Source organism: Couchioplanes caeruleus (genome assembly GCF_003751945.1).
Classification (GTDB): Bacteria; Actinomycetota; Actinomycetes; order Mycobacteriales; family Micromonosporaceae; genus Actinoplanes; species Actinoplanes caeruleus.
The window spans coordinates 3,416,200-3,427,856 of the sequence record NZ_RJKL01000001.1 but is presented as its reverse complement, the minus strand read 5'-3'; the positions used below and the strand labels follow the sequence as shown (position 1 = coordinate 3,427,856).

At 70.2% G+C, this 11,657-nt stretch carries 10 protein-coding genes; 9 read left to right on the top strand and 1 reads right to left on the bottom strand.

Annotated features, from left to right (window positions below; genetic code table 11):
• The first annotated feature begins 11 nt into the window (after positions 1-11).
• The 3 genes from EDD30_RS15235 to EDD30_RS15225 are packed head-to-tail and all read left to right on the top strand — an operon-like array spanning position 12 to position 5,116.
• On the top strand, positions 12-2,627 hold the full coding sequence (locus tag EDD30_RS15235) for a lantibiotic dehydratase (RefSeq protein ID WP_071803310.1): 2,616 nt from the start codon (positions 12-14) through the stop codon (positions 2,625-2,627).
• Positions 2,620-3,597 (top strand): thiopeptide-type bacteriocin biosynthesis protein, encoded by a 978-nt coding sequence (locus tag EDD30_RS15230; protein ID WP_071803311.1) that lies wholly within the window; start codon positions 2,620-2,622, stop codon positions 3,595-3,597. Before EDD30_RS15235 ends, EDD30_RS15230 begins: the two co-directional genes overlap by 8 nt.
• A gap of 16 nt (positions 3,598-3,613) precedes the next feature.
• A complete protein-coding gene (locus EDD30_RS15225; RefSeq protein ID WP_123678296.1) occupies positions 3,614-5,116 on the top strand; it encodes a SagB family peptide dehydrogenase in 1,503 nt (500 codons plus the stop codon).
• A 68-nt stretch (positions 5,117-5,184) separates the two neighbouring features.
• Here the strand turns inward: EDD30_RS15225 and EDD30_RS15220 are convergent, their stop codons facing one another.
• The gene (locus tag EDD30_RS15220; RefSeq protein WP_071803313.1) at positions 5,185-6,426 is read right to left on the bottom strand and encodes an FAD-dependent oxidoreductase; all 1,242 of its coding nucleotides are present in this window, start codon (positions 6,424-6,426) and stop codon (positions 5,185-5,187) included.
• A 94-nt stretch (positions 6,427-6,520) separates the two neighbouring features.
• On the opposite strand from EDD30_RS15220, the gene EDD30_RS15215 reads away from it, so the two are divergent.
• The 6 genes from EDD30_RS15215 to fusA all read left to right on the top strand — a co-directional run bounded on the left by EDD30_RS15215 (position 6,521) and on the right by fusA (position 11,544).
• A complete protein-coding gene (locus tag EDD30_RS15215; RefSeq protein WP_071803314.1) occupies positions 6,521-7,189 on the top strand; it encodes a class I SAM-dependent methyltransferase in 669 nt (222 codons plus the stop codon).
• A 39-nt stretch (positions 7,190-7,228) separates the two neighbouring features.
• Positions 7,229-7,573, top strand: a complete 345-nt coding sequence (locus EDD30_RS15210) for a hypothetical protein (protein ID WP_071803315.1) — start codon at positions 7,229-7,231, stop codon at positions 7,571-7,573.
• A gap of 48 nt (positions 7,574-7,621) precedes the next feature.
• Positions 7,622-8,086 carry a hypothetical protein gene (locus tag EDD30_RS15205; protein WP_244945249.1) on the top strand — a complete coding sequence of 155 codons (465 nt, stop codon included), beginning with the start codon at positions 7,622-7,624 and terminating at the stop codon, positions 8,084-8,086.
• A 405-nt stretch (positions 8,087-8,491) separates the two neighbouring features.
• On the top strand, positions 8,492-8,866 hold the full coding sequence (rpsL, locus tag EDD30_RS15200) for a 30S ribosomal protein S12 (RefSeq protein ID WP_014440718.1): 375 nt from the start codon (positions 8,492-8,494) through the stop codon (positions 8,864-8,866).
• Position 8,867: 1 nt separating this feature from the next.
• Positions 8,868-9,338, top strand: a complete 471-nt coding sequence (gene rpsG / locus EDD30_RS15195; protein ID WP_071803316.1) for a 30S ribosomal protein S7 — start codon at positions 8,868-8,870, stop codon at positions 9,336-9,338.
• Positions 9,339-9,447: 109 nt separating this feature from the next.
• On the top strand, positions 9,448-11,544 hold the full coding sequence (gene fusA, locus EDD30_RS15190; RefSeq protein WP_071803317.1) for an elongation factor G: 2,097 nt from the start codon (positions 9,448-9,450) through the stop codon (positions 11,542-11,544).
• Positions 11,545-11,657: the final 113 nt, after the last annotated feature.

Here is an 11,657-nt window from a genome sequence, read left to right as displayed (position 1 = left end):
TCGTTGCGCGGATGGGTTACCGAGTCGAGCCGACGTTCGTGGTGCGTGTCGCGGGGATGCCGCTCTCGGCGCTGGCGCGGCTGCGCTGCGGCCGTACGGCGGCGCTCGTCGATCGGGTCCTCGACGCCGAGCGGTGGCTGGACGACCAGCGGGAGTCCCTCTCGAAGATGCTGCACGGCGCCATTGGAGGCAACGGCGACGTGGCGATGCGACGCCGACTCATCGTCCTGCGCCGCGCCGTCTACCACGCCAAGCCGCCCCGGACCGGTGTCCTCGGGGCCGATCTGATCGACCGCCTGCCGCGGGAGACCGCCGGCGCTGTGGACGCCTGGCAGCGCCGGATGTGCGAGCGCGACAAGCTTCTCAACGAGGCGCGCGCGGCGCTCGGCGAGGAGAGCGTGAGCGGGCGGCGTGCGCTGCGGGACCTCGCCTCGCACGTACGCCTGCAGCAGGGGCTCGTCCTGGCCAGCCGCGACCTCTACCTGGGTCTGGCGAAGTGGTCACCCGACGAGCCGGATCCGCGCGTGGAGCGAAAGCTGGCCAAGTACGTCGCGCGGATGGCGGCGAAGACCAGCCCGTTCAGCACGTTCACCGGATCGTTCCCGGGACGCTGGCATCCGGAGGCGCCGGATCCGGACGCGCCGATCGAGTCCGGGCGCATCGGGATCGCCGAGCTCAACGCCTTCACCCAGCGGCAGATCGAGCGCACCCTGGCCGGTTGGCCGGAGATCCGGGCGCACCTGCCGCTCGAGGTCAACAGCAGCCTCACCGAGGACGGCGATGCGCTCCGCTTCCTCGGACAGCCGGGCGGTGAGGCCGTCGTGGAACTGCCCCGCACCGCGACCGTACGGCGCTTCCTGGACCAGGTGCGCCACGGCGACGACCGCACCTTCCGGGGTGTGGTGGACGCGCTCGCCGCCCAGGACGGACGGGGCCGCACCGCAGAGATCGCCACGTTCCTGAACAAGCTCATCGACCTGGGCGCCGTCCATATCGGATTCGGGGTTTCGGAGAGCGACCCGGATCCGCTCGGCCGGCTCGCCAGGGAACTCGAGCGCTTCGACGGCGAGCGCGTCGCTACCGTACGCGGGGGCCTCAGGTCGCTGCGCGCCGAGCTGGACGCGTACGGGTCGCTGGAGGATCCCGATGAGCGCCTGGAGTGCTCGCGCGCGATCGGTGCGGAGCTACGCAAGATCTACGCGCACCTCGGCTGGGCCGGCACGGCCATGGAGTTTCCCAAGAACGTCTTCTACGAGGACGTCCTGCTCACCGGCGCGGAGCAGGTCCAGTCCCCGCAGCGGTGGCACGACGTCCTGGACGGGTTGGACGTGGTACGCCGCCTGGCGGGTCTCTACGACCGGTTCCTTCCGGGCAAGCTGGCCGCCGAGGCGTTCTTCGCCGGCCGCTACGGCTCCGGCGCGAGCGTCGGCTTCCTCGACTTCTACGGTGCGTTCTGTCAGGAGACGGCGCGGAGCAGTGGCGCGGACCTGTTGCGGTGTTACGAGCAGGCGTTGCCCGTACCGCAGCCGGGCGACGACCGGCTGGCCGAGCTGGCGCGGATGCAGGAGCGCCTGGTCGCCCTTGTCGCCGCGCAGCCGGTGGACGCCGACGGATGCCGGGGGCCGTCGCGGGCGGCGCTGCGGGCCTTCCTCGGCGAGCTGCCTGCCTTCGTCGAGCCGATCGCTTCCCTCGCCTGCTATGTCCAGCCGATCGCGAATCCCGGTGGGTCGCCGCGCGGGGTGCTGAACGAGCTGATGACCGGCTTCGGGCGCAGCCGGGCCCGGTTGCTCCGGCTCGGCGCCACGGCGGCCGGAACGTTCACACCCGGGGAGGGGGATTGGCGGGTCGGCGGCCGGCACGCGGTCGAGATCACCGGAACCTTCGCGTCGAACCTCAACCGGCGGCCTCCGGTGACCCCCTTCGAGATCAGTTATCCGTCGGTGCCGTCCGAACGGCCGGAGGACCGCCGGATCCCGCTGGCCGATCTGCGGGTGGTGCACGACGCCGAGCGGCGGACGCTGCGGCTGTTCTCCGTGCGCCACGGCATCGAGATCCTGCCGGTGCACCTCGGGGTCATGGTCGAGTTCCTCCTGCCGGGCGCGTACCGCTTCCTCCTGCAGATGTTCGGCCAGGCGGTGCCCCGGTTCGAGTTCGTCAAGCAGCTCGCCTTCGCCGCGGACGGCGGTGCGGCGGACGGCGTCCGCCGGTATCCCCGGCTCGTCCTCGGCGATCTGACGGTCAACCGGGCCTCCTGGACGGTGGCGGCGCGCGAGGTGCCCCGCCGCTCCCGGGACGGGGCGATGCTCGACTACCTGATCGACGTCAACCGGTGGCGCCGGCGGCACGGCATTCCGCAGCGCTGCTTCGTCCGCGTCCTGACCCGGCACGGTGGCCCGGCGCAGCGGTCCCGGACGAAGGGCCTGTTCGACAAGACCCGCAAGCCGCTGTACCTGGACTTCTCCAGCGAGATCCTGCTGCGGGCGTTCGAGGAGACCACGATGAACACCGACCAGATGCTCGTCTTCGAGGAGATGCTCCCCGGCCCGGACGAGCTGGTCCTGCACGACGGCGAGGGCGGGTACGCCGGCGAGTTCGTCATCGAGCTGGGGGACGGCCGGGATGACTGAGCCGGGCTGGACCAGTGTCCACATTCACTACCACGAGCCGCTCGAGGCGCTGATCCGCGGCGGTGTGCGGCCGCTGCTCGCCGAGGCTCGTGGCCTTGTGAAGAGCTGGTTCTTCGTACGGCACTGGCAGGCGGGTCCGCACCTGCGGCTGCGGCTGTGCACCCCGCCGGCTCACGTGCCGCAAGTGTCGGCGTTGCTGGAGCGCCACGTCGGCGGGTTCCTCCGTACGCACCCCTCCCGCAAGGTCATCGACCCGGAGGAATACCAGAAACTCGCGGCGTCGCTGGTGGCCGTCGAGCGGGGCCAGGACGAGGTGGAGCCGCTGCGACCGGACAACACGATGCACCACGTGCCGTACCGGCCCGAGCTCGCCCGGTACGGCGGGACGCCGGAGGCGATGCGGGCCGTGGAGCGGCACTTCACGGCATCCAGCGACGTGGCGGCCGAGCTCCTGGCCGGGGACGCGGGCAGCGGGCGGCGTACCGGGCAGGCGCTGGCGATGATGCTGATCGCCGCGATGGTCCCGGCGGGCGCCGGCGGGCTGGCCGGTCACCTCGGCACGGGCAGTCGCGACTGGGGCGGCCGGTTGCTGTTCGGCGACCCGGAGGCCGGGCAGAACCGGTTCGAGCAGAAGTACCTGCGTCAGCGCGCCACCCTGATCGGCACGGTGGAGCGCGTCATGCGCCTGGTCGAGACGGGCACCGTCGACCGGGCCGGCGCCGCGGTGGGGCGCTGGGCCGCCTCGGTCACCGGCCTTCGCGACGACCTCGTGGCACTGCGACGCCGAGGCCTGTTCGCGCCGCGGGAGGTGCTGATCGCGGACGGTGCCGCCGACGCCGATCTCCGCAGCGTGCTGCTGTTCTGCTCCCACATGCACAACAACCGGCTGGGAATCTCCCTGCCGGAGGAGGCGTACCTGATGTACCTGCTCTGGCGGGCGGTCTCCGAGGTGACCGCGAGTGCGCGGTGAGGCGAAAGGACCGATCATGGATGCCGGCGCCGCGGCCCGGGAGTACGTCGAGCTCACCCGGAGCCTGCCGATCCCCGAACAGATCGACTGGGAGGATGCGCCGGGCCAGTTCAAGCTGTACCGGGGCCGTCCGCGTATCCCGCTGGACGAGTCCGGCGCCGGCGAGCTCGGACGGCTGCTGCGCGACTGCTACGGCGTCACCCGCTACCGCTGGACCGCCGCCGACGCGCTCCGGCGGCTGATCGGCACCCGGGGCGCCGAACCCGCCGGGGGGGCGAAGCTCGCCCGCAACTCGCTGCGCCCCGTTCCCTCGGGAGGCTCCCGCTTCCCGGCCGAGCTGTACGTCGTCACGGGCCACGGCACCGAGGTGCCCCCGGGCGTTCATCACTACGACCAGGCTCACCACAGCCTGGTGACCCTGCGCGAGGGCGACTGGACGCCGGAGCTGGGCGCCGCGCTCGGCCTGCCCGGCGCCGCCCCTCCGCTGACGCTGCTGGCCAGTGTGTTCTTCTGGAAGAACGGCTTCAAGTACGCCGATCTGACCTACCGGCTCTGCGCCCTGGACGTCGGCGTCCTGCTGGGCCAGGTGCTCGCCGTGGCGGCGGGCGAGGTCAGGTACCGCTTCGCGGACGACGACGTCGACCGGCTGCTGCGTCTCGACCCCATGCAGGAAAGCGTGTACGCGGCCGTCTCGTTCGGCGCGAGCGGTGGCTCGCGGCCTTCGCGGCGGCGGTTGGCCGATGCGGCTCTGCCCTCGCGGACCAATACCTTCTCGGGGACCGAGGGGGAGTGGTCCCTCGACTCGCGGCCCTTGCAGGCCCGGGTGCATCGCGGGTCACGGCTGTCCGCGGTGGCCGCGGTCCCGGCGACGCCCGCGATCACGGCGACCGGGTCCGCGGGCGGTCCGGGGTCGCGCCTGTCCGGCCATCGGGTCGACCTCCTCGACGGCCTGCCCGGCCGGCGCTCCTCCATGGGCTACTTCACGCCCGCCGGCATGAGCCTGGACACGCTCTCCGCGCTGCTCGCTCCGGCCCTCGACGGCTACCGAAGCGATCTGGCGGACACGCGAACCGTGCGGCACACGATGCTGTACTGCGTCGTCAACCGGGTGGACGGCCTCGCTCCGGGTGTCTACCGGCTCCGGCACGGCGAGGTGCTGCTGGAGCCCGTACGCCTCGGCGACCTCGCCGGCGAGCTTCAGGAAAGCCTGCTGATCAAGCTCTTCAACCTCGCGCACACCAACCTCTGCGTGTATCCGGTCGGCGACTACGAGGCCGGCTTCGGCGTGCACGGCGACCGCTGGTACCGGATGCAGAACATCGAGGCGGGCATCGTCACCCAGCGGCTCTACCTGGCCTGCGCGGCGCTGGGGCTGCGGTGCCACGCGAGCCTCGGCTACGACGTACGGCGGACGGATCGGCTGCTCGGCCTGGACGGAACCAGCGCGACCAGCCTGATCCAGGTGATGATCGGCTCGGGCCGGCCCCCGGGCGACTTCTACGAAGCCGCCTGGCATTGACCGCCTCGCTCACCGGCCCGGCGGCCGGCCCGGACGCGCGTTCCGGACCGGCCGCCACCTGCCGGTCGCTACGCGGCGGTCCGGGCGCTCTGCCGGTTCCGCCGTTGCATCATGCCGTTCATCATGCGGAAGACGACGCGCGACATCGACGCGGACAGCTTCCCGCTCTGCAGACCCTGCTTCTGATAGCGCAGCGCCTTCTGGACGGCGGCGAACCCGTAGCCGCGCATGCCCTCCTCGTACGCCCGGATCGCCTCGACCAGCCCGAGGCGGCCGTCGCGGACCTGCACGAGCTGGCGGCAGAGCAGCTCGGCGTCGCGCAGGGCTGTGTTGCCGCCCAGCCCGCCGACGGGGGACATGCTGTGCACCGCGTCGCCCATGACGGTGACAGTGGTGCTCTCCCAGGCCTCCACCGGCACCGAAGTGCGGTAGGGCACCAGCAGCGCGCTCTCCGGGTCGGACTCGGCGATCAGCCGGCGCAGCTGTGGATGCCAGCCGCTGATCGACCGGGCGACGAAGTCCTTGATCCGGGCGCCGTCGAAGTCCTCGATCCCGGCCGGGCACGAGCCGCGCCGGATGACGAACGCCGAACCGACGTAGGAGTCGTCGCCGCCGGTGTTCCTCGTCCGGTCGAACACCGAGACGGACAGGAAGAACGGGTCCGGCGTCATGACCATGTTCCGGCCGGTTGACAAAGGGGGTTCGAGCCAGGCGCGTACGGCATCCGTCAACGGCAGTTTCAGGCCGACACCATAGGCATCGGTGTCGACCCTTTCGGCGTGCGGGAGAAATTGTTTCCGCACCGGGGAATTGACGCCGTCGGCACCGATCAGAACATCGCCGGTCGCGGTGCTTCCGTCGGCGAAGAACGCCGTCACCGTGCCGTCGGGATTACGCTCGTAGCGCTCGAATCTCCTGTCGAAGTGGAGCACCTCGTCGAGCCCGGTCAGCAGCAGCGAGCGGAGCGTGACCCGGTCGATGGCGTGGGCGCGCGCGGTCGGGTCGGTGCGCTCCGGCACGTGGGACTCCATGACCATCAGCGTCTGGAGACGCTCGGTCACGAACCTGAATTCTCCCAGGTCGACGGTGCTCTCCACGAAGGACTCCCAGACGTCCGAGGGTAGGCACGAGTGCAGCGCCCGGGCCCCGTCGGGATCGATGTGGATGCGGTATCCCTCGAGGCGGTCGTCGCGTGAGCGGTCGCGTTCGTACACCGCCACGTCCAGGCCGGCGCGCCGGAGGCCGTGGGCGAGAGCCAGGCCTGCTATGCCGCCTCCGATGACGAGGACCCGCATTGATGGACTAGACATTGTCTCCCCGCTTTCTGCATTGCCGGGCGATCGGGATAAACGATAGGCTGCGTCCGGCTCAGACTGTTTCACACTACCGGCAGGATGGTCCAGGATGCAGCTTCAAGATATCGGCACCAAAGCGGGATACGACCTGTGGGCGGAGTCTTATGAACAGACGCCCAATCCCGTCGTCGCGATCGACGCGCGTCATAGCATGGCGGTGTTGTCGCCGGCCCCGGGCGAGCGCGTGCTCGACGCCGGGTGCGGCACCGGTCGCAACCTCGCGGCGATGCTCGACGCGGGGGCGCGTCCGAGCGGGGTCGACTTCTCGCCGGGCATGCTGGCGGTGGCGCGGCGCCGCCATCCCGGCGTGCCGCTGATCGAGGCGGATCTCGAGGACCGGCTGCCGTTCGGCGACGGCGAGTTCGACGCGGTGTACTGCGCGCTGCTCGCCGAGCACCTCGCGGAGCCGGGCCGCGCGGTGGCGGAGTTCGCCCGGGTGCTCCGGCCCGGTGGCCGGCTGGTCCTTTCCGTGTTCCATCCCGTGCTCGCCGCGACGGGGATGTCCGCGCAGTTCGAAAGGGATGGCGCGGCCTACCGGCTCGTGGCTCATCCGCACGCGGTGGCCGACTATGAGGGCTGGATCACACAAGCCGGCCTCGGCGGCCTCCGCCGGCACGAGATCAGCGGCGACGCCGAGATGGCGGCCGAGGTGCCGTGGGCGGTGTGGCTCGTCGGAAAGCCCGTCCTGCTCGTGCTCGAGGCGGAAAAGCCGGGCTGACCCGGTGCCCCGCCGGGCGGTGCCGGTAAGGATGGAGGCGTGACCACTTCAGCCGCACCGCCGCGTCATCCGCTGGACCCGGACCCGGTGCGCTCGACCAAGGCCCGTGCCGTCTTCGCCCTCGGGCTGGCCGGCCTGCTGACCGGGCCGCTGGTCGGCGGCGTGATTCCCGCCACGCTCGCCCTGCTGCTGAGCCGTCAGGTCCACCGCCAGCAGTGGGAGGCCGGCGGCTATCTCACCGGTGGTGGATGGGTGCGGCGGGGCCGTCGCCTGGCCTGGGCGGGGATAGTGCTGGCGATCACCACCCTGGTGATCGCGGTCATCGCCGCGTTGCTGCACCTCGCCGGCACCGCGGGCCAGGACTTCGACCCCGGCACCGACTGAGGCGCGTACGCGGGTGCGCCTCGCTCGTGCGGGTGACAAGCTGGGGTCATGATGCATTACCCGTCCGGTGGACCGCCCCCGGCCGTGCCGCCGCCACCGCACGACGGCGCGTGGTCGCCGGCCCGGGTCGATCCGGTGGCCGGCACCGAGTACGGCCTGGTCCACCTCCGGGTCGTCCCGGCCATGTCCGGGCAGGCCACCGGGTCGCTGATCGCGGGCATCGCGTCGATCCTGGTGTCGATGCTGGTGCTCTGCTTCGGCCTGGTCGGCGCCACCGAGAGCTGGGGAGCGCTGGTGGCGGGCGCGTTCGCGCTGCTCGCCGTGCTCCTCGGTGGCGGAGCGGTGGCTGCCGGAATGAGCGCCCTGCGGCAGATCCGGGGCTCGGGCCGGGAGGGGCGGCTGCGTTTCACCGGCCGCGGCGTGGCCGTGGCGGGGTGCTCGTGCGGCGCCGTCGGCGCGGGAATCGCCCTGCTGTCGCTGGCCGTCAGCATCGTGATCGGGAGCACGTCGTGAGCTGGTCGCAGGCGTTCGGCGGATCGCTCGGCAGGACGGCGGAGCCGCCCGGTACAGTTGAACGTGCGGAGGTATCCCACCGTGTCCCGCGGGGGTCATTTTGACCCGTGGGGTTGTGGTGGGTAATCTTCTTCCTCGTGCCTGGGCTCGCCCGGGCAAGTCGTGCGTGCGCCCTTAGTCGTAGGCAAGACGTAACAACAAGATCAGGGCAGCAGCAAAGCCGGGCTTGACGGGCCCGACTCAGACAACCCGCCGCGTGTTCGAACGGACGCGCCGGGAAACCGTGAGCTGGGCGACACGCCCGACCGCGGGTGTGGGAGTCCCGACTGGGGCGGCCTGCACACAAGGCATAACGAGACGGTGCGGCCGCTAGAGAACGGCGGCCGAAGGGAGCGGAGAAACCCGGTGCCCACGATCCAGCAGCTGGTCCGTAAGGGCCGCCAGGCGAAGACGAGCAAGACCAAGACGCCGGCGCTGAAGGGAAGTCCTCAGCGGCGCGGCGTGTGCACGCGCGTGTACACCACCACCCCCAAGAAGCCGAACTCTGCGCTGCGCAAGGTCGCTCGTGTGAAGCTCAGCAGCCAGATCGAGGTGACGGCGTACATCCCGGGCGTCGGCCACAACCTGCAGGAGCACTCGATCGTGCTCGTGCGTGGCGGTCGTGTGAAGGACCTCCCGGGCGTCCGCTACAAGATCGTCCGTGGTTCGCTGGACACCCAGGGTGTCCGCAACCGCAAGCAGGCCCGCAGCCGTTACGGCGCGAAGAAGGAGAAGAGCTGACATGCCGCGTAAGGGCCCCGCTCCGCGTCACCCGGTGGTTCCGGACCCGGTTTACAACTCGCCGCTGGTCACCCAGTTGGTGAACAAGATCCTGGTCGGCGGCAAGCGTCAGCTCGCCGAGCGGATCGTGTACGGCGCCCTCGAGGGCTGCCGCGAGAAGAACGGCACCGACCCCGTGGTCACGCTCAAGCGCGCCATGGACAACGTCAAGCCGACCCTCGAGGTCCGCAGCCGCCGCGTCGGTGGCGCGACCTACCAGGTGCCGGTCGAGGTCCGTACCCCGCGGCAGACCACCCTCGGTCTGCGCTGGCTGGTCCAGTACTCCAAGGCCCGCCGCGAGAAGACCATGATCGAGCGGCTGCAGAACGAGCTGCTCGACGCCAGCAATGGCCTCGGTGCCGCCGTCAAGCGGCGCGAGGACACCCACAAGATGGCGGAGTCCAACAAGGCCTTCGCGCACTACCGCTGGTAAGACCCCCGTTGCCGGCCCGGCATGTGCCGGGCCGGGACGCCGGTCCCACCGGCCCTCCGCGACATCCCGCGGAACACGGTCGACACGACGACGAAGAGTAGGGATTGCAGTGGCTGCCGCAGACGCGCTCGCCAAGGTACGCAACATCGGCATCATGGCGCACATCGACGCTGGTAAGACCACGACGACCGAGCGCATCCTGTTCTACACCGGCATCACGTACAAGATCGGTGAAGTCCACGAGGGCGCGGCCGTCATGGACTGGATGGAGCAGGAACAGGAACGCGGTATCACCATCACTTCCGCCGCCACCAAGTGCGAGTGGAAGGGCCACACGATCCAGATCATCGACACTCCCGGCCACGTGGACTTCACGGTCGAGGTCGAGCGGTCGCTGCGTGTGCTCGACGGTGCGGTCGCGGTCTACGACGGTGTCGCCGGCGTGGAGCCGCAGACGGAGAACGTCTGGCGGCAGGCGGACAAGTACAACGTGCCCCGTATGTGCTTCGTCAACAAGCTCGACCGGACCGGCGCGGACTTCTTCCGCTGCGTTCAGATGATGATCGACCGGCTCAACGCCACCCCGCTGGTCCTCCAGATCCCGATCGGGCTCGAGGGCGACCACATCGGTGTCGTCGACCTGATCGGCATGCGGGCCCTCACCTGGCGTGGCGAGACCCAGAAGGGTGAGGACTACGCGGTCGAGGAGATCCCGGCCGACCTCGCCGACTCCGCCAGCGAGTGGCGCGACAAGCTCATCGAGACCCTGGCCGACGTCGACGACGCGGTCATGGAGAAGTACCTCGAGGGCGAGGAGCTGTCCGAGGACGAGATCAAGGCCGCCATCCGGCGCGCCACGATCGCCAGCAAGGCCAACCCGGTGCTGTGCGGCTCGGCGTTCAAGAACAAGGGCGTGCAGCCCATGCTGGACGCCGTGGTGGAGTTCCTGCCGTCGCCGCTCGACATCCCGGCCATCGAGGGCACCGCGACCGACGGTGAGACCCCGATGCTGCGCAAGCCCTCCAACGACGAGCCCTTCTCGGCCCTGGCGTTCAAGATCCAGACCGACAAGCACCTCGGCAAGCTCACGTACGTCCGGGTCTACTCCGGCACGCTCGAGTCCGGTTCTCAGGTGGTCAACTCCACCAAGGACCGCAAGGAGCGGATCGGCAAGATCTACCAGATGCACGCGAACAAGCGTGAGGAGCGCGCCACCGCGCAGGCCGGCGACATCATCGCCGTCCAGGGTCTGAAGCAGACCACCACCGGTGACACGCTGAGCGACCCGGCCAACGCGGTCATCCTCGAGTCGATGACCTTCCCGGAGCCGGTCATCCAGGTCGCCATCGAGCCGAAGACCAAGTCGGACCAGGAGAAGCTGGGCACCGCGATCCAGCGTCTGGCCGAGGAGGACCCGACCTTCCGCGTCTTCAACGACGAGGAGACCGGCCAGACGATCATCGCCGGCATGGGCGAGCTTCACCTGGACATCCTGGTGGACCGCATGCGCCGCGAGTTCAACGTCGAGGCCAACATCGGCAAGCCGCAGGTGGCGTACCGTGAGACCATCCGCGGCACCGTGGAGAAGCTCTCGTACGTGCACAAGAAGCAGACCGGTGGTTCGGGCCAGTACGCGAAGGTCGTCGTCACCGTCGAGCCGCTGTCGCTCGGCGCGGACGGTCCCACGTACGAGTTCGTGAACGCGGTGACCGGCGGTCGTGTCCCCAAGGAGTTCATCCCCTCGGTGGACGCGGGCGCGCAGGACTCCCTGCAGTACGGCGTCCTTGCCGGCTACCCGCTGGTCGGCGTCAAGTTCACGCTGGTCGACGGTCAGTACCACGAGGTCGACTCGTCCGAGATGGCGTTCAAGATCGCCGGCTCCATGGCGATGAAGGAAGCGGCCCGCAAGGCCGATCCCGCGCTGCTGGAGCCGATGATGTCCGTCGAGGTCACCACGCCCGAGGACAACATGGGCGACGTTATCGGCGACCTCAACTCCCGCCGTGGCATGATCCAGTCGATGGAGGAGCGTCACGGCGCCCGCGTCGTCAAGGCCCTCGTGCCGCTCTCCGAGATGTTCGGCTACGTCGGCGACCTGCGGTCGAAGACTGCCGGCCGGGCTAGCTACAGCATGCAGTTCGACTCCTACGCCGAGGTCCCGCAAGGCGTGGCGAAGGAGATCATCGCTAAGGCCACCGGCGCCTGACGCGTTGAGGCGCGTGCGGTCCGTCGAGGAACGCACGTGCACGAGCAGTCGACAGAGTCCCAATCGCCTTATCGGCGTGCCGGGCGAGAGAAGAAACCCCAGTCCACAGGAGG

Coding starts and splice junctions, on each gene's coding strand:
- rpsG (WP_071803316.1), top strand. CDS start 8,868: ATGCCGCGTAAGGGCCCCGCTCCGCGTCACCCGGTGGTTCCGGACCCG.
- EDD30_RS15235 (WP_071803310.1), top strand. CDS start 12: ATGGGTTACCGAGTCGAGCCGACGTTCGTGGTGCGTGTCGCGGGGATG.
- EDD30_RS15230 (WP_071803311.1), top strand. CDS start 2,620: ATGACTGAGCCGGGCTGGACCAGTGTCCACATTCACTACCACGAGCCG.
- EDD30_RS15225 (WP_123678296.1), top strand. CDS start 3,614: ATGGATGCCGGCGCCGCGGCCCGGGAGTACGTCGAGCTCACCCGGAGC.
- EDD30_RS15205 (WP_244945249.1), top strand. CDS start 7,622: ATGATGCATTACCCGTCCGGTGGACCGCCCCCGGCCGTGCCGCCGCCA.
- EDD30_RS15215 (WP_071803314.1), top strand. CDS start 6,521: ATGCAGCTTCAAGATATCGGCACCAAAGCGGGATACGACCTGTGGGCG.
- EDD30_RS15220 (WP_071803313.1), bottom strand. CDS start 6,426: ATGTCTAGTCCATCAATGCGGGTCCTCGTCATCGGAGGCGGCATAGCA.